Origin of the sequence: Lentzea sp. NPDC051208 (assembly GCF_040682435.1) — a bacterium.
In the GTDB taxonomy this organism is placed as follows: Bacteria; Actinomycetota; Actinomycetes; order Mycobacteriales; family Pseudonocardiaceae; genus Lentzea; species Lentzea kristufekii.
Genome location: NZ_JBFBAW010000007.1, coordinates 324355 through 341503, shown reverse-complemented (window position 1 = coordinate 341503; position 17149 = coordinate 324355). Strand labels below are relative to the sequence as shown.

General features: G+C 68.5%; 16 protein-coding genes and 5 tRNA genes. 10 read left to right on the top strand and 11 right to left on the bottom strand.

The window, feature by feature from the left end; genetic code table 11:
• The first annotated feature begins 428 nt into the window (after positions 1 to 428).
• The 6 genes from AB0M48_RS19600 to AB0M48_RS19575 all read left to right on the top strand — a co-directional run bounded on the left by AB0M48_RS19600 (position 429) and on the right by AB0M48_RS19575 (position 7340).
• Positions 429 to 1061, top strand: a complete 633-nt coding sequence (locus AB0M48_RS19600) for a Crp/Fnr family transcriptional regulator (RefSeq protein ID WP_363843643.1) — start codon at positions 429 to 431, stop codon at positions 1059 to 1061.
• A gap of 111 nt (positions 1062 to 1172) precedes the next feature.
• A complete protein-coding gene (locus AB0M48_RS19595) occupies positions 1173 to 1883 on the top strand; it encodes a Crp/Fnr family transcriptional regulator (protein WP_363843640.1) in 711 nt (236 codons plus the stop codon).
• Between the two features lie 32 nt (positions 1884 to 1915).
• A complete protein-coding gene (locus AB0M48_RS19590) occupies positions 1916 to 2647 on the top strand; it encodes a hypothetical protein (protein WP_363843638.1) in 732 nt (243 codons plus the stop codon).
• Positions 2631 to 4643, top strand: coding sequence for a hypothetical protein (locus AB0M48_RS19585; RefSeq protein ID WP_363843635.1), 2013 nt, complete (start codon positions 2631 to 2633; stop codon positions 4641 to 4643). Before AB0M48_RS19590 ends, AB0M48_RS19585 begins: the two co-directional genes overlap by 17 nt.
• A 65-nt stretch (positions 4644 to 4708) precedes the next feature.
• Positions 4709 to 6010 carry a hypothetical protein gene (locus AB0M48_RS19580; protein WP_363843632.1) on the top strand — a complete coding sequence of 434 codons (1302 nt, stop codon included), beginning with the start codon at positions 4709 to 4711 and terminating at the stop codon, positions 6008 to 6010.
• Positions 6000 to 7340, top strand: a complete 1341-nt coding sequence (locus AB0M48_RS19575; protein ID WP_363843629.1) for a DUF4407 domain-containing protein — start codon at positions 6000 to 6002, stop codon at positions 7338 to 7340. Before AB0M48_RS19580 ends, AB0M48_RS19575 begins: the two co-directional genes overlap by 11 nt.
• Positions 7341 to 7380: 40 nt before the next feature.
• On the opposite strand, the gene AB0M48_RS19570 is transcribed toward AB0M48_RS19575, so the two are convergent.
• From AB0M48_RS19570 to AB0M48_RS19545, 6 genes are all read right to left on the bottom strand, one after another.
• Positions 7381 to 7452, bottom strand: a tRNA-Asn gene (locus AB0M48_RS19570).
• 16 nt (positions 7453 to 7468) lie between these two features.
• A tRNA-Ser gene (locus AB0M48_RS19565) sits at positions 7469 to 7557 on the bottom strand.
• A 10-nt stretch (positions 7558 to 7567) separates the two neighbouring features.
• Positions 7568 to 7653 (bottom strand) — tRNA-Ser (locus AB0M48_RS19560).
• A gap of 11 nt (positions 7654 to 7664) precedes the next feature.
• Positions 7665 to 7736 (bottom strand) — tRNA-Phe (locus tag AB0M48_RS19555).
• A gap of 103 nt (positions 7737 to 7839) precedes the next feature.
• A tRNA-Arg gene (locus AB0M48_RS19550) sits at positions 7840 to 7911 on the bottom strand.
• 268 nt (positions 7912 to 8179) lie between these two features.
• On the bottom strand, positions 8180 to 8773 hold the full coding sequence (locus AB0M48_RS19545; protein WP_363843626.1) for a dihydrofolate reductase family protein: 594 nt from the start codon (positions 8771 to 8773) through the stop codon (positions 8180 to 8182).
• 44 nt (positions 8774 to 8817) lie between these two features.
• Between AB0M48_RS19545 and AB0M48_RS19540 the strand changes: the two genes are divergently transcribed.
• Positions 8818 to 9393, top strand: coding sequence for a TetR family transcriptional regulator (locus AB0M48_RS19540; RefSeq protein WP_363843623.1), 576 nt, complete (start codon positions 8818 to 8820; stop codon positions 9391 to 9393).
• Here AB0M48_RS19540 and AB0M48_RS19535 read toward each other — a convergent pair.
• Genes AB0M48_RS19535 through AB0M48_RS19525 form a run of 3 tightly spaced genes read right to left on the bottom strand, consistent with a single transcriptional unit; the run spans position 9390 to position 11462 of the window.
• Positions 9390 to 9683 (bottom strand): DUF3017 domain-containing protein, encoded by a 294-nt coding sequence (locus AB0M48_RS19535; protein ID WP_266039385.1) that lies wholly within the window; start codon positions 9681 to 9683, stop codon positions 9390 to 9392. The two genes, AB0M48_RS19540 and AB0M48_RS19535, sit on opposite strands and share 4 nt — an antisense overlap.
• Before the next feature lie 13 nt (positions 9684 to 9696).
• Positions 9697 to 10545: a bifunctional methylenetetrahydrofolate dehydrogenase/methenyltetrahydrofolate cyclohydrolase gene (locus AB0M48_RS19530; protein ID WP_363843620.1), complete on the bottom strand. Its 849-nt coding sequence runs from the start codon at positions 10543 to 10545 to the stop codon at positions 9697 to 9699.
• Positions 10542 to 11462, bottom strand: coding sequence for a DMT family transporter (locus AB0M48_RS19525; RefSeq protein ID WP_363843617.1), 921 nt, complete (start codon positions 11460 to 11462; stop codon positions 10542 to 10544). Before AB0M48_RS19525 ends, AB0M48_RS19530 begins: the two co-directional genes overlap by 4 nt.
• A gap of 138 nt (positions 11463 to 11600) precedes the next feature.
• Between AB0M48_RS19525 and AB0M48_RS19520 the strand changes: the two genes are divergently transcribed.
• Positions 11601 to 14330 (top strand): glycohydrolase toxin TNT-related protein, encoded by a 2730-nt coding sequence (locus AB0M48_RS19520; RefSeq protein WP_363843614.1) that lies wholly within the window; start codon positions 11601 to 11603, stop codon positions 14328 to 14330.
• A 97-nt stretch (positions 14331 to 14427) separates the two neighbouring features.
• Here the strand turns inward: AB0M48_RS19520 and AB0M48_RS19515 are convergent, their stop codons facing one another.
• Positions 14428 to 15018 (bottom strand): pentapeptide repeat-containing protein, encoded by a 591-nt coding sequence (locus tag AB0M48_RS19515; RefSeq protein WP_363843994.1) that lies wholly within the window; start codon positions 15016 to 15018, stop codon positions 14428 to 14430.
• 104 nt (positions 15019 to 15122) lie between these two features.
• On the opposite strand from AB0M48_RS19515, the gene AB0M48_RS19510 reads away from it, so the two are divergent.
• Positions 15123 to 16103, top strand: a complete 981-nt coding sequence (locus tag AB0M48_RS19510) for a malate dehydrogenase (protein ID WP_363843991.1) — start codon at positions 15123 to 15125, stop codon at positions 16101 to 16103.
• A 24-nt stretch (positions 16104 to 16127) separates the two neighbouring features.
• Positions 16128 to 16943 carry an inositol monophosphatase family protein gene (locus AB0M48_RS19505; protein WP_319985941.1) on the top strand — a complete coding sequence of 272 codons (816 nt, stop codon included), beginning with the start codon at positions 16128 to 16130 and terminating at the stop codon, positions 16941 to 16943.
• Here the strand turns inward: AB0M48_RS19505 and AB0M48_RS19500 are convergent.
• Positions 16940 to 17131, bottom strand: coding sequence for a DUF1918 domain-containing protein (locus AB0M48_RS19500; RefSeq protein ID WP_090094805.1), 192 nt, complete (start codon positions 17129 to 17131; stop codon positions 16940 to 16942). The two genes, AB0M48_RS19505 and AB0M48_RS19500, sit on opposite strands and share 4 nt — an antisense overlap.
• Positions 17132 to 17149 lie beyond the last annotated feature (18 nt).

Below are 17149 nucleotides of genomic sequence, written 5' to 3'. Positions count from 1 at the left end.
TTGGAAACCTTGCACAGAACGACCATGAGCACGCTCCTCGGGATGATGGGGGATGACCGACCGCTCGTCATGCGGAGCGGCGCTCGTCCCAGCATGGTGCGCGGGTACTGATCCCACCGCGTCACGTGACCCAGCGAATCTGTGCCATGTGACCCATTGCAGATCAGATGATCATGGGATGTTCGGAGTCCCGGCTGGATCTGGTCGAGGCCGGACTTCGTTCCTGAATGGAGCTGAAGTTCGTAACCGTTCGGCGACGAATGAACGCCGTACGCCGCAGTAGCTAGAAATCTGCCATCGGAATGAAGCAAGGTGTCTCGCGTTGCTTCGACCGACATCCGGGGGGATGAGTGCAGGGCGCCAGTGAGCCGACGCCGGGATCGTTCCGAGGTCGTATAAGTCAGGGCGATTGGGAATGGCTGACGGACTTGGGTTCCGCGCGTACTTATGGCGCGAACGAGGCGTTGTTCCGGCACGGGGACCCGGCCGGCCACGTGCTTCTGGTCGTCGACGGCTGGGTCAAGATCACAATGACGTCCTCGACGGGATATGAGGCCATTCTCGCGATTCGGGGCAGTGGCGACGTGCTCGGTGAAGTCGCCGTTCTGGACGGCAGAGCACGTTCCGCGAACGTGTGGACGCTCGGCGAGACCAAGGCCGTCCTGCTCGCGGCGGAACGGTTCGTCGGGGCGCTGCACGAGCGGCCCGCCATCGCGATCGCGCTGGTCGTGCACGTCGCGGACCGTCTGAGGAGGGCCGACAACAGGCGGCTGGAGCAGGCGGCGCACAGCGCCACGGAGCGCCTTGCCGCGTTCCTGCTGAGGCTTGCGGGTCAGCACGGTGTCGCGGCGCCGGATGGCGTGGAGATTTCCGTGCAACTGTCTCAGCAGGAGGTGGCCGGGGCGATCGGCGCGTCCCGTGAGGCTGTCGCACGAGGGTTGCGGACACTTCGAGAGCGTGGCGTCGTGATCACTCGACGGCGCAAATTGGTGGTCATTGCGCCGGGAGCGTTGAGCGCGATGGCGTCGAGTGTGCCATTTGACGCAGAAGAACCGTGCTGAACGACATCGCGTGAGCTCCTGCCATTGGGCAGGCTTCTGCGTGCACAGGTCGTCGGTTTTCTTATCCGCTTGGAATTTCGCCTGCGCTGAGCGCATGCGGAAAGGGGAGTCATGCGTGACGGAGGAAACTTCGCCACCCGTTTGTCCGCGCGGGAGCTGACCGAACTGCTCGGAAGAGGACGAGCGGTCGAGTATCAGCCGGGTGACCACCTCATGCGGCAGGGCGAGGAGGGTGATTGCGTCATCGTCGTCCGCTCGGGCGTCGTCAAGGTCATGAGCAACGACCACTCCGGCGGTACGCGGTTGCTCGCCGTGCGCGGCCCTGGCGAGTTGCTGGGCGAGATCGCATGTGTGGACGACGGAGTGCGGTCGGCGTCTGTGCTCGCACAGGGCCGGGTGTCGGGCGTGAAGATCGCCCGCAGCCGGTTCCTCGAATACCTCGACGACCACCCCAAGGCCGCGCGTGAAGTCACCAGGCAGGTCTCGCTCCGTCTCCGCGCCGCGGAGAACCACACCGCGGCCATGACGTCGGAGTGCGTCGACATCCGCGTGCTGCAGGCGTTGGCGGACATGATCGTGGTCTTCGTCGAGGACTCCTCGCAGCCGCAGGTCGAGATTCCGCTGCGCCAGTGCGAACTCGCTCACCTCGCCACGGCGTCGCTCGTGGCCACGCACCGGTCGTTGCGGCGGCTGTGCGACCGGAACCTCGTCACCACCCGGTACGGCCGAGTGCAAGTCCCTTGCGCCATTTGCCTGAATCGCGCGATCTGCTCGAAAACCATCACAGGATGTGGTGGCTCGCCGGAGTGCGTCTCAGGGTGACCACCACACCACCGCAGCACCTGAGGAGTCCCGTGACCTCGCTTGCCCTTTCCCAGACGGTGATCAGCTCGGACGTGGTCGGCTCGTCCGGTGAAAGACGTCGTCAAGCCCATCTCGACTCAGCCCACAACACCGTGCTCGACCTGGCTTTCTCCGCGGCGAAGGCAGCGGGACAACCGCTGGCCTCAGCCTTCAGGCGGCCGGACGGGGACAGCGCGACGATGGTGATCGGCGCCGAGGTGTCCCGGTCCTGGATCCTCGCCGACTTCGTCCTGCGCGAGATCGCCATCGCGCTGGCAGACGTGAACCGTGTTGCCGGCGAGCAGTACCAGCTCAGGCTGCGGATGGCGGTCGACTTCGGCGAGGTCGTCCTGAACCCGCCGCACGTCCAGGGAGACGCGGTGGTGCGAGCGGCGCGGCTGCGAGACGCGCCCGCGTTGCGCGAAGCCATGTCGGGTTCGCCGGAGACGCGGCTCGGCGTGATCATCTCCGACCGCTTCTACCGTGAAGTGGTCGTGCACGGCGAACGCGGTCTCGACGCCGGTGAGTTCCAGGCCGCCGAGGTGAAGGTCAAGACCTTCTCGGAACGCGGCTGGATGCGTCTGCCCGGTGCCGCGGCGCAACCCCCGACCTCCGCGCCCGCACCGCCCAGGAAGTCCACTTCGGACGGTCCGGCGATTCACGCCGAGGTGTTCAACAAGTTCGAGGAGCGGGTGTACGCACCTCACGGAGTGTTCGGAGTGGTGCGTGACCGCCGCGGCTGAGAACGAGGGAGATCCGGTCGACGACGGACCGGCCGAGGAGAGCGAACGCCTCGCGGACGCCGTGAAGATCGGCGCGTTGAACGTGTTCCAGGAGCGCGTCTACGCGCCGAACGGCATGTTCGGATCGATGGACTCCGGTGGGCGCGGCAAACGGCTCGGTCCCGACACCGGCAAGCTCGATCCGCAGGACGTGCGGCACGCGCTCGAGCACTACGTAACGCCTCCGTGTCAGGCCAAGGCGGAGAAGTACCTGCTCGACGACCACGTCGTGGTCATCAGCGGATTGCGTGGCTCCGGCAAGCGGGCAGGCGCGCTGTCGATGCTCCGCGCCCGCACGGAAGGACCCCTGGTCGCGCTCTCGCCCGTCATCACACCGCACGAGCTGGCCACGCGGACGTACGAACCTCGTCACGGTTATGTCGTGGTCGACCAGGTCGACACCGCGAAGGAAGCGGACACGGACTTCGCGTGGATGGCCGTCCGGGAAGCCGTGCGGGAGGCGGGTGCGTTTCTCGTGATCACCCGCACCGCTTCCGTGGCCGAGGTTTCGGGCTCCGTGAAGAACGTCTTCTGGGAGCGCGTCAGCGTCGAGACGGTGCTTCGTGCGCATCTCGGTGATGACCTGGAGGTCGTGAGAGAGCTCATGACGGTCCTTCCCGCGGACTGCCCGATGGACGACCTGGCTGACGTGACGACGCGCGTCGGTGCGGGCGAGCCGGTGCTGGAAGCGTTGCGGCACTTGGACATCGCGTCCGCGCAGAGCGCGCGTGAATGGTTCGAGCAGCCTCGTACGCGCAAGGAGATCGTGGAGATCGCCACGCTGGCGTTCGGCACGGGGGTGAGCGAGCGCGAGTTCGAGTCACGTCTGGCGATGCTCGAGACGCGGCTCGAGGAGCTGCTTCCGTTGCCGGAACAGGAACCTGTCGAGGGCGGCACCGAACCCGTGCTCGACCAGTCCCGTGCGCGCCGGCTCGGGAAGGACAGCCTGATGAGAACCGAGAAGCTGATCCGCGAGCAGACGGCGATCCGCGTGCTGACGTTCAAGGACTCCGGTTGCCGGGTCTGCGTTCTCGCCGAGCTCAACGAGAGGATGCCGACCCCGTTCTGGGACGCGGTCAAGGTCTGGATCCACGACATCGTCGAGGACGGGGTCGACTTCGAGGTCGCCCGCGGCTTGGCTCTGCTGGCCGAGACGGACGCGGTGGAGGTCGAGGAGTCCTACCTCGAACCGTGGTCGCGCGGTGAACTGGGTGACGAAGGGCGTGACACCGCAGCGATCGTCCTTTGGCTGATGTGCTTCGACGAGGACACGGCGCCGGTCGCGTTGCGGATCGTGCGCGGCTGGACGATGTTCGGCTCGCGTGTGCAGCGTCTCACCGCCGCGGTCGTGCTCAGCGGAGAGCTGGCGGCGAGGTTCCCGACCGAAGCGCTGCGCAGGACCTGGAAGCTGATGGAGCGAAGCCCTGACGCCGATGCCGAGGCGTACGTGCAGGCGTTCGCGACGCTGTTCGCGACGCTCGTCCACGAACCTCGCCACGGTGCGATCGTGCTGGGACTGCTCGTCCGCGTGCTCGACGACTTCGAGGTCAGACCACCTCCGCTGCGCAAGCGTGAGCTGGTGACCAGGGCGATCCTGGCGGTGCTCACCGTCCGCGGAGGACCGCGGTATCAGCTGGCGATCCACCACTTCATCCGAAACCGGCCGGACCGGCTCGACCTGGTCGCTCGTGTCTGGGCGGCGGTGTTGCTCAGCCGGCCGCATCGCCGTGACGCGGTGCGCGCGCTGCTCAAATCCCTGGACCTTCTCAGGCCGGACGAGGCGAGGAGTCTCGGCGAGGCGTTGGCCGATGCCGTGCCGGTCGAGGAGTTGGTGCCGTTGCGCGAGTCCCTGGACGTCGTGCGCCACCGGAACAAGCGCAGCGATCAGGACGCGCTGATCGACGTGTTGCTCGAGACGTTGCAGAACAGAAGGAAGACCGAGGGGCCGACATCATGACTCGTCCTTATCCCATCGTGACGCACCGGCCGCTGGCTCCCTCTCCGAAGCGAGGGCCGCTCGGGATGGGCAGGAAGTTCCGCGAGCCGGACGAACTGCCGAAGGCCGCGGCGCACGAGATGCTCGTGTACCGCGTCGACGGTGAGTACCTGCCGGACTTCGGCAGGCTCGGCCCGCGTGACGAACAGGTCGTCCGGGCGACCCACGTCAGCCTCGTGGACATGAGCCGCGATGCCCCGGTGCTGGTCGCCGTCAGCATTCAGAGCGGTGAGGCGAGCGCCTTCACCGTCCACGTCACGTTCACCTGCACGGTGACCGACCCCGTTGTCGTGGTCCGGGACGGCGTCAACGCCGCCACTGTGCTGCACAGCTACCTGACCAGCCATCAGCGCCTGTTCGAGCTCGGGCTGGCACGGAAGTACTCGGACATCAACGAGGTCATCCGGGACGTCTCGGCGCAGGTCCGCGCGTACTTCGAGGTCCGGCCGATCAGCGTGCCGGGCATGATGATCAGGCTCGCCGGCGTCGAGGTGCTGACGCCGCAGGAGCTGGTCGAGTTCGAGAAGACCGTGCGGGACAAGGAACGCGAGCACGCGCTGGCGTTGAAGCAGCAGGCCCAGGCCCACCGGCTCGTCTACGAGTCCGAACGCGACGATCAGACGCTGGACGAGGTCCGCAGGCGGTACCGCAACGACGTCGAGCTCGACCAGCGCGGCCACGAGCGGACCGTGCAGGTGGGCGACCAACGCCACCGGCACGCCCTGGAGACCGTCGACCGCAGTCATGTGCACCTGATCGAGACGGCGGACGACCAGCACGAGCTGAGGCAGGCGGCCGCGCGCCGGGAGTTCGAGCGCGACCAGTTCGAACGCGATCTGGCGCTCGTCAACGGGGACACCCGCAACGCGCTGCTGTACGCGGTGGCGGCCGGAAAGCTGGACCAGCGCCAGCTCGTCAGCGAACTGCGGGCCGAAGCTGACCGGGAGAGCGCGCTGGCGGACAGCCGGGAGGCTCGTGACCGCGAGTACGAGCTGCTGAAGCTGGAACGGGATCGGGACTACCAGCGGCTCCAGCTGGAGTCGGACCGGTACGACCGGGACGCGGCGCGCGCCGAGCGGTTGCGTCGCGACGCCGCCGACCGCGAGGACGAGCGACGCCGGTTCGACGCGAACGTCCAGCTCGTGCAGACCCTTGCCGCACGCGGGTTCCTGGACACCCAGAACCTGCCGGTCGAGAAGATCCTGGCGGACGTGCTCGACATGACCCCTCCCGCGATCGAGCCGGAGGTCGTCGCGGACGACAAGCCGAAGGAGATCGAGGACGAGCGAAGCGTGGCCGACGAGCTGAGGGAAGAGCATGCCGACTGACGCCCTGCCGAAGGACCTCACCGAGATCCCGGTCAGCCCGTACCGGCCCGCGTTCCCCGACCTGGGGTTCGGCCGCCGGCTCCGTTCTGTCATCGGGATCAAGGAGGACGTGCTCGACTGGGCGCCGGAGGAACGCCCGCGCTACACCAAGATGGGCGTGATCGTGCTGACCACGGGTGCGCTCAGCGGGTTGTCCATCCTGGTGGTGCTGAGCCAGCTGCTGGGTGGCGACGCGTGGTGGCGAGTGCTCGCCGTGGCACCGGTGGCGATGTTCTGGGCGCTCATGATCATCAACCTGGACAGCTGGCTGATCGCCAGCATGCACGGCGCGACCGGCACGCGGTTCATCGTCTTCGTGCCCCGGCTGGTGATCTCGGTGCTGCTCGGGCTCACCATCGCCGAACCCCTGGTGGTCTGGGTCTTCCACCCGGCGATCGAGAAGCAGGTCGAGGACAGTCGTGCCGACGAGATCGCGCGCTACGCCGGCACTTGGAAAGCGTGCAACCCGTCGAACGGCGCGGTGGTGGACACCCCCGAGTGCGCCGACTTCCACCTGAACCTGGCGAGCTCCCTGGGCGCCCTTCGCGGTGAGTACGACGGTCTCGTCGTGAAGCGCGACGAGCTCAAGAAGGAGGTCGACGAGTACCTGCGGAGGTGGAACGAGCTCGAGACCATCGCGCAGGCCGAGTGCAAGGGCGTCGCAGGTGCGCTGACGACGGGTGTCCCCGGGGAGGGGCCGGAGTGCACGCGCAACCGCAACAGCGCTGACCAGTACCGCAGGGACACACGGCTCGACCAGCGGCAGGTCGACCTCGGGGGTCTCGACACCCAGATCGTCGGACTCAAGGCCAAGCTGCAGTCCACCGAGGCGTCCTACGGCTCCGAGGTCACCGAGGCGATCGAGAAGAAGGTCGAGGAGCGCAAGGCGAACCGCGTCAAGACCGGCATCCTCGAGGAGTTCGAGGCCCTGGGCAAGCTCTCCGAGGAGAGCCTGGCGGTGACCCTCGGACACTGGGCCCTGCGGTTGTTGCTGGTGCTCTTCGACTGCTTGCCGGTGCTGGCCAAGTGGATGAACGGCTCGACGACGTACGACAGGTTGATCGCCCGGCAGATCGAGGCGGACAAGCGGTTGCACGGCAGCCACGTCAACCTGTTCGAACGGCGGGACTCCGCGATCATGGACGTGAAGCTGGAGCGGATCGAGCGGGAACGGCAAGGGCGGATGGAACGCCTCGACGTCGCCGACCGCCAAGCCCGTGCCCAGCGTGAAAGCGAGTTGGACGCGGAGATCGAACGCCTGGCCGCGCGTCTGCGCGGTGACCCCGGCTGAGCCGGAACGGCCGGTGTCGCCAGAGCGGCACCGGCCTCGGTTCCCCTGCCAGGATTCGAACCTGGTCCTCCCGCGTAACAGTCGGGCGTGCCGCCGCCAGCACTTCAGAGGACACGAACTGGGTGGAGCGGAGGATGCAGGATTCGAACCTGCGCAGCGCTCGCGCGCTGACCACTGTTTTCGAGACAGCTGCCTTACCGGGCTCGGCCAATCCTCCTTTCAGGACGCGGAGGGCGCGCGGATCGAACGCGCGCCAGACAATCGCTGGACCACGGATCAGCAATCCGGTGCCTTACCACTCGGCCAGCCCTCCTTCGTCCTGCGTGGCTCCCCAGGGAGTCGAACCCTGACCGCCGGAACTTCACCCCGGTGCTCTGCCAGTTGAGCTAAAGAGCCTTGCGCGTCCCGGAGGACGCCTTTCCGTCGGATGCCCGCGAGTCGAACGCGGTGTGTCCTCATCCCAAATGAGGTGGGTTGCCGTCTCCCTCGCACCCGCTAGTACCCCTGCCAGGAGTCGAACCTGAATCTCGGCGTTCGTAGTGCCGCACTCTGTCCATTGAGCTACAAGGGCAAGAATTAAAAATGCACAGCAAACAAAGAGAGCCGCCCTGATCGGTTTCCCGATGGGCGGCTCCCTGAGTGGCCTTCGTGCTCATGCCACTACAAGGAGCTCACCTGCGAAAACGGTCGCGAGGAGCTGGGGCGTCGTGAGGAGCGCACGCACGCGACGAAGCTGCTAAAGCTCTCGCCTCGCATCTGCTGGCTGCTCATGACATCCCCTTCGGCTTGGTGTGTGGCACAAGTATTACGGCGCGCACTGCTCGCCGTCAATCATTTTCTTAAACGCGGTCGAAACTCATGAACGAAACTCCGCTCTCGAACAGTCGCGCATCGGTGCGTTGGAACTTCCTGATGCCGGCTTTTCCGTCGAACAGCGGGATGCCGCGCCCGAACGCCACGGGGTGGATCTTGAGCAGCAGCCGGTCGATCTCGGGCAGCAGTGCGGCGGCCAGCTTGCCGCCGCCGCACAGCCAGATGTCGAGGCCGTCCTCCGCCTTCAGCGACCGCACGCGGCCGACGACGTCGGAGTTGATCACCTCGACGTCGGGCGGGGTGCCGGTCACCTGGGTGGACACGACGAACTGGCGCAGGTGTGCGTAGGGCGAGGCCAGGCCGCCGGGGACCTGGTAGGTGTTGCGGCCCATCAGGACGGTGTCGAAGTTGCGGTTCGGCGTGTCCTGCAGGCCGAGTGCCTCGCGGAACTGGGTGGGCAGCGTGTCCGCGTACACGGCGTTGATGCCCTCCATGTGGTCGCCTTCGAAGAGGAACCCGTCGAAGGTCCCGTCCTCGGCCGCGATGAACCCGTCGAGCGTGACGGCGACGTAGTAAACGAGCTTTCGCAAAGCGATGATCCCCTCAGTCAGTTCAACCACGACAACTGTAGTACTATGCCTGTAGTGGTTGTCAAGGAGGCGGCGTGGTCCGGAACGAGGCAAGGCGCACGGCACTGCTGGACGCGGCGATCGACGTCCTGGCGCGAGAAGGTGCGCGGGGGCTGACCTACCGCGCGATCGACGCGAAGGCGGAGGTGCCGGCGGGCACGGCGTCGAACTACTTCGCGAACCGCGACGAGCTGATGTCGGCGGTGATGACGCGGGTGCACGACCGGCTCATGCCGTCCGACGAGTCGGTCGCGGAGTCGCTCGCGTTGCCGCGCGACAGGTCGCTGACCGTGAAGTTCATGCACGACATCATCAAGCGGGCGGAGGCGGACAAGGCCTGCTACCTCGCGATGATGGAGCTGCGGCTGGAGGCCACGAGAAGGCCGGAGATCCGTGAGGCGCTCACGAGGACGATCGCCGGCAACCTCGAGGCCAACGTCGCGTTCAACGAGGACTCGAAGCTGCCGGGCGACCGCATGACCGTCGTCTCGCTGTACTTCGCGATGACGGGGCTGATCTACGAGCGGCTGACGCTGCCGGACGTGGTGGCCACCATGGACCTCGACGAACTGGTCGAGGTCATGGTGAACCGCGCCATCGGCCCGGACTAACGACTCAGCGGGCCGCCGGTGATCGTCAGTGCGACGGCGATCACCACGATGCCCAGCGTCGAGTACAGGAACGCGTCCATGCCCCGGCCGCGGATCTTGATCAGACCCGCCTGCTCGTCGGTCACGAGGATCCGCAGCACGGCCGCGACCAGCAACGACACCCCGAGCAGCACGGCGCCCTGCCGCCAGTGGTACTGGAAGATCCGCACCAGCCCGAGCACGCCGACCCCGAGCACCAGCGCGAACGGCAGGTGCTTCGCGGGGCCCGAGCGCCAGCGCTGTTCCGGCATGAGCGCCTCGGCGTCAGACCGCTGCACGGGCGCGCTCGGCGGCTTCGACGGTGTTGGTCAGCAGCATCGCGACGGTCATCGGGCCCGAGCCACCGGGCATCGGGGCGAGCCAGCCGGCGACCTCGCGGACCTCGGGGGCCACGTCGCCGACGAGACCGGCCTCGGTGCGGGTGATGCCGACGTCGACCACGGCCGCGCCCGGTTTGACCATGTCCGCGGTGATCAGGCCCGGGCTGCCGGCACCGGCGATCACGATGTCCGCCCGGCGCACCTCCGCCGCCAGGTCCTTGGTGCCGGTGTGGCACAGCGTCACGGTGGCGTTCTCGGAGCGGCGGGTCAGCAGCAGGCCGATCGGGCGGCCCACGGTGACGCCGCGGCCGACGACGGTGACGTTCGCGCCCGCGATCGGCACGTCGTAGCGGCGCAGCAGCTCCACGATGCCGCGCGGCGTGGCGGGCAGCGGGGCCTCCTCGCCGAGCACCAGCTTGCCGAGGTTGACCGGGTGCAGGCCGTCGCCGTCCTTGGCCGGGTCGATGCGCTCCAGGATCGCGTTCGCGTTGAGGTGCTTGGGCAGCGGCAGCTGGACGATGTACGCGGTGACCTCGGGGTTCGCGTTCAGCTCGTCGATGACGGCTTCCAGCTCCTGCTGCGTGGTCGACTCGGGCAGGTCGCGCCGGATCGAGGAGATGCCGACCTTCTCGCACGCCCGGTGCTTGCCCTTGACGTACGAGTGCGAGCCGGGGTCGTCGCCGACCAGCACGGTGGCCAGGCCCACGGAGCCGGGCAGCGCGGCGACCCGCGCCTTCAGGTCCTCGAACAGCGCGTTCCGGGTTTCGTTGCCGTTGAGCAGCGTCGCAGTCACGTCCTCATCTTCCCATTGGGCAGGGCCGCGACGCCCACCGACACCAGCGTCAGCACCACGCCGATCACCGTCGGCAACGCCAGGTGCCCGCTCACCGCGTCGAGCAGCACGGCCCCGATGAGCTGGCCGCACACGCCGCACAGCCCGACCATCAGCACGCCGATGAACCGCACCGACGTGATCGCCCCGCCCACGCCGACGATGCCCAGCAACCCACCGAGGTACAGCCACCACGTGGAGGGGAACGCGCCGGGCACACCGCTCCACGTCACGGCGTTGACCAGCGCCAGCGCCGCGGTGCCGACGCTGAAGTTCACCAGGATCGTCGCCATCGAGTTGGCCGAGGCCTCGCGCACCAGCCCGTTCACCGCCTGCTGCCAGCCCATCAGCAGGCCCGCGACGAGCGGCAGCACCGCGAGCCACAACTCTCCGGGCGTCGTGAACCGGTGCGACACGGCGACAGTGACCGCGATAACACCGACGGCCGCTCCGACGACACGTGTCTTCGTAATCGGCTTCGACTCACCGGGACCGACCCCGAGGTTGTCCATGACCATGCTGCTCACGACCTGCCCGATCACCACCGCGACCGTGAACACCGCCACACCGATGGTCGCGACCGCCAGTCCCTGCGAGCCCACGAGCACCGCGCCGCTGATGCCACCGATGCACTCCCACCATCGGATGCGGCGGCGGCGCAGCGCGTCGCGCAGTCTCGAAAGGCCGTCCCGCCCGGACTGTCGCGTCAGGACGACCGCGAGCAGCACGAACCACCCTCCGCCGAAGGAGATCAACGCCGCCAGCAGGCCGTTGCCCAGTTCCTGGGCGAGCGATCCGTTGACGCGCGCCTGGACCGCGATGGCCACTCCGCCCGCCGCCGCCAGCAGACCGCCGGTCACCTGCGCGGACCGCGTCACATCGCCTCCAGATCGGTCAAAGGTGTTCTTGATCAGCTTTAACCTTGCACGTCCACCGCGTTATGGTCGGGCCTCCACCGTTCGGCGCAGTGGCGGGGGACGTGTGCGATCCGGCGAGTTGCGGGGGAAGATGTTGGCGTGTCCGAGCCGAAGCCGTTGAACCCTACCGAGCAGGACGCTCTGGTTAAGCAGATCGGCCTGACTCTGATGCGGGCCGCACCAGAGGACTGGCGCAGTGTGATCGCGCAGTACCGCGCCACCGGCCGGTACTTCGAACTGGAGGCCGAACTCCGGCTGCAGGACGGAACCAAGCGTGCGTGGCAGGTGCCCCAGGAGGTGGCCTCGCTGTTCGCGCGGCTGCGGGCAGGCATGCACCGCGAGGGCCGGGGCAGCTGGACCAACGCCAGGTACCAGCTCGATCACCCCTCCAGCTACAACCTCGACTTCGACCGCGCGGAGCCGAGCTGGCAGACCCCTCCGCCCCAGCAGGCGTACGTCGACGAGATGAGGTTCTTCCCGCGTGCCGAGGAGAACATCCCCGACTGGCTGCGCCGCAGGATGAACCCGCCGACGCCGGTGTTCCGCACGGCCCGCGTGTTCGACGGCGCCGGACCGAACGGTCGTCCGTCGGTCAACCGCCCGCCGGTGCCCGAGCCCGAGGTCGCGCCGCTGCTCGCGTACCTGTCGAACGCGCCGGTCGCCGTGGCCGGGCGCGGCTTCGACAACGACGTGCTGCACCCGGACGCGCCGCCGGTCGTGCCGTCCGGGTTCCAGACGGACGGTGTGTGGATCTGGCCCGCCGGGGTCTCCTACTACCTGCGCAAGTACGGCGTCCCGCCCGAGCCGGAGCTGGTCGAACGGGCGCGTGCCGCCGGGTTCGGCCTGCCCGAGGTCAGCGAGGAGTCGAGGCTCGGCGCCGCAGCGAACCTGGGCGCTCCCGCCGCGCCTCCCGGCACCGTCGTGCCGACGCCGGTCGAACTCGAGCCGGAGCCGCAGCCCGCCCCCGCGGCGGACGCGACGCAGTTCGTCGCGGCACCGAAGTTCGAGGCCGGCGACGAGCCGGAGGAGTACGACTTCGAGCCGATGTACCCCGAGCCGGTCGCGGCCGAGGTCACGACCGAGCAGCCGCAGGTCGCGCCGGAGCCCGTGGCCGCCGACCCGGGCGAGACGCTCGCCGTGGCCGTGCCGCCGCTGGCCGGCGACGGTCCTCCCTACCGGGTCGTCTTCGACTCGGACGGCGTGCCGGACACGATCGACGAGAGGACCCTGCGCGACACGTACGGCGCGGGCATGGACCTCTTCGCCCCGCACCCGAGCGAGCTCGGGGAACCGGAGCCGGAACCCGTCCGGCAGCCGGAGCCCGTGCGGCAGTCCGCGTCGGAGATCGTCCGGCAGCCCGTGCGCGAGCCGATGCGGGACGTCGTTCCCGAGCCGGTCGACGAGTTCGTCGCCGAGGAGCCGAACGAAACGGTCGTCGCGGACGAACACGAAGACGTGGACGTCGCCGACGAACCCGAGATCCCCACCGCGGGGCCGGACGAGCCCGTGCTCCTCACGCACCAGCACGAAGCGGAGCTGACCGACCACCTCGACGCCGAGACCGAGGAACGTCCGCGCGACGCGATGCAGGACACGATGGCGTGGAGCCCGGTCCTCGACGAGCCGCTGGAGAGCGCGGCCGAGGTCACCGAGGAGCACCCGGTCGTCCCCGTGACCGGGGACGAGCCCGATCTCGCCGAAGAGGAGATCGAGTCGACGACGTCGTTCGAGGCGGCGGTCGACCCGGAGTTCGACGACCGGTTCGACGACCGGCTCGACTCGCACTTCGAGCCGGATCCGGTCGCGGAGCCCGAGGTGCTGCCCCTGGCCCCCGTGCCCAAGCCGACGCGCTCGGAGGAGACCACCCAGTTCGACGCGGCGCTGTTCAGGGATCCCGAACCGGAGCCGGAACCCGAGCCCGAACCGGAGCCGGAGCCGGAACCGGTCAAGCCGCCGCGGCAGGTCACGCCGGAGGAGGACCGCGAGCTGGCGGGCACCCGCCGCGCGCTGGACGACCTCAACGTGCCGCACGGCGTGTTCCGGATCGGCGGCGAGCCCGCGGACCGCACCTGGACGCTGCGCCTCGACGGCGACAGCTGGGAGGTCAGCTGGTTCGACCACGGCCCCAAGAACCCGGTGCGGTTCGACAAGGTCGAGGACGCGTCGGCGTACCTGGTGGGCAGGCTGGTGCTGGGCAACTTCCGCACGATCCCGCCGCGGGCACCCCAGCCACCGCAGCCACCGCAGCGGCCGATGACCAACGGCTTCCGCGAGGAGCCGCGCCGTCCCGTGCCCCCGCAGCGCCCGCCGCTGGCCCCGCAGCCGCAGGCCCCGGCGCAGGTGGTCCCGCCCGCACCGATGCCGGCGCCGGCCGTCGCCCCGACGAAGGTGCAGCCGGTTCCGCCACCACCCGCACCGCAGCAGGCTCCGGCCCCCTCGCCGGTCGCCGCCGCCGTGGCGCAGGAGGAACCGTCAAAGCGGAAGTTCCCGATCTCGCCGCTCGCGGGCGAGCCGCCGCTGACGTTGTTCCGCCACAAGCAGATGTTCGAACTGCCGGCGGGCACCGAGATCGACCGCTACGGCGACCAGAGCGGCAACCTCGTCTACGTGGCGGGCACGCCGTTCCCGGAACGCAGCCTCGTGCCGTCGTGGATCAACCGCCCGTACCGCGTGTACCGGTTGCGCCGCCCGCTCGAGGTGCTGACCGGCGTGGCCGTGCCGTGGTTCGAGCAGCCGGGCGGCGGCACCGCCTACCTGCTGCCGAAGTCGGTCGAGGAGATGGTCGCGGAAGGCGTGCTGGCCGAGATCACTGGATCGGCCGACAACTAGTGGCGCTACCGGCCCCGCGCCCCCGTAGGACCACTACGAGGACGCGGGGCCGGTACTGCGATGGCACTCGTCTACGGCGAAAGAACGCGGCGAAGGCTTACGACACCACTAGGCCGTAGGCGGCCGCGAAGGCGATCGCCTGCTCGACGTCGATCAGGGCTCCGGCGAGCTTGGCCTGCCGGAGCCCGTTCGCGTCCAGCTTCGCCCCGCGCAGGTCCGCGCCCTCCAGCTTGGCGTCGAGCAGCCGGGCACCCATCAGGTCGGACTGGCTCAGGTCGGTGTTGCGCAGGTCGGCCTCGCTGAGGTTCGTCTCGCGGAACCGCTGACCGCCCAGCTTCAGGCCGTGCAGCGGCGCCTTCGCGAACGACGCCAGCGTGAAGTCGACCTCGGTGAAGGTGACGGGCCGCAGCACGCAGTCGACGAAGGTCGACCCCATGAGGCTGCACGAGGTGAAGCTCGACCGGGTCAGGACCGTGCGGTCGAAGGTGCACTGCCGGAACGCCGTCGCGGTGTGCTGCGACTCGCCGAGATCCGTCCGGGTGAAGTCGCACCGGGTGAACGTGCACCCCGCCGTGACGAGTTCGCGGAGGTCGGCCTCGGTGAAGTCGCAGTCGGTGAAAGACCGCTTCTCCCAGTGTTGTCCGTGCAGGTTCGCGTCGGCGTAGTCCTCGCCAACCTCTTCGACCAGGTTGTCCACTCTCACACTCTGCCATCGGCGACGTGTTGGTAACGTGCGGGACGCCGGGCGACCTGCCCGACGTCAACGAGGACGACCGTCATTCGGGAAGGCTCATGACCCGCACGCCCGTGAACGTCACTGTCACCGGTGCAGCCGGCCAGATCGGCTACGCACTGCTCTTCCGCATCGCTTCCGGCCACCTGCTCGGCCCGGACACCCCGGTCAACCTGCGGCTGCTGGAGATCACCCCCGCGCTGAAGGCCGCCGAGGGCACCGCGATGGAGCTGGACGACTGCGCCTTCCCGCTGCTCAAGGGAATCACGATCACCGACGACGCGAAGACCGCGTTCGACGGCGTGAACGTGGCCCTGCTCGTCGGCGCCCGCCCCCGCACCAAGGGCATGGAGCGCGGCGACCTCCTCGAGGCCAACGGTGGCATCTTCAAGCCGCAGGGCGAGGCGATCAACGCCGGTGCCGCTGACGACGTGAAGGTCCTCGTGGTCGGCAACCCGGCCAACACCAACGCCCTCATCGCCCAGCAGCACGCGCCGGACGTCCCGCGCGAGCGCTTCACCGCGATGACGCGCCTGGACCACAACCGCGCCCTGTCGCAGCTCGCCAAGAAGCTGGGCGTTGCGGTCACCGAGATCCAGAACATGACGATCTGGGGCAACCACTCGGCCACCCAGTACCCGGACCTGTTCCGCGCCAAGGTGGGCGGCAAGACCGCCGCCGAGGCCGTGAACGACCAGGCGTGGCTGGAGAACGACTTCATCCCGACCGTCGCCAAGCGCGGCGCGGCGATCATCGAGGCCCGTGGCGCGTCTTCGGCCGCGTCGGCCGCGAACGCCGCCATCGACCACATCTACGACTGGGTCAACGGCACCGAGTGGACCTCGATGGCCATCCCGTCGGACGGTTCGTACGGCGTGCCCGAGGGCATCATCTCGTCGTTCCCGGTCAAGTGCTCGGGCGGCAGCTACGAGATCATCCAGGGCCTGGAGATCGACGAGTTCTCCCGCGGCCGGATCGACGCCTCCGTGGCCGAGCTGGTCGAGGAGCGCGACGCGGTCAAGGGCCTCGGCCTGATCTGAGTTTTTCGTGGCAGTGTGGGGAACGTGCTGATCCCATGGGACGTTCCCCAGCCACAGCTCTCCGATGACGTGCACCCTGCGCTCGCTGACGCCGCTCGTGCGGCGTCGGCGGCGTACGGGCGTGCCCGATCTCTGCACACGCGCCTCGAACTCCGCGAAGAAGTGGCGGACGGCGCCGACGGAACACCGACGATGCTCGTCGATCGCATCGTCGAGGACGCGATCCTGGAGTCGATCCACCGCAATCGCGTGAACCTGCTCTCCGAGGAAGCCGGGTTCGTCGACAACGGCTCCTCGATCACCCTCGTCATCGACCCGGTCGACGGGTCCGCGAACGCCGCGTTCGGCGTCCCTCTCTCGTGCTTCGCCGGTGCGCTCGTCGAAGACGGCACAGCAAAAGAAGCTCTGACGACGTGGTTCGACACGGGTCGTGCGTGGCACGCGCGCGCAGGAGTGCCGACGTCGTTCCGCACCACCGGACGCACGACTCTGAAGGGCGCGTCGGTGTGCCTGATGCGCCCCAAGACGGGCACTCAGGACGCGTGGCTGCGCATCGCGAACAGCGCCGACCGCATCCGTGTGCTGTGCACGACGTGCCTGGAGACCATGCTGGTCGCGGAAGGCACTGTCGACGCGTTCATCGATCCGGGCAGCGACACGCACCGGATCATGGACCTCGCGACGGCGCTGGTCACCGTGCCCGCCGCGGGCGGCGTGCTGGTCGACCTGCACGGGCGGCCGTTCACGTTCGAGCCCGACCTGACCCACCGGTGGTCAGGCGTGGCGGCAGCGACTCCTCAGCTCGCCGAGGAGTTGATCGCGACCGTTCTCAACGGTTAGACGGAGCCTCGGGGCTCGACGATGCAGTCGGGCCCTGGGAACACCAGGCCCTCGTGGCCGTCGTTGAAGCGGACGAGGTACGGCGGATGCCCGTCGTTCCCGCGCACTTCGAGGATCTCGCCGAGGCGCTCCTCCAGGCCGATCGAACGGCTGTGGACGTGGAGCCTGTCACCCACTGTTGCTTGCATGGTGCTGCAACACCTCCG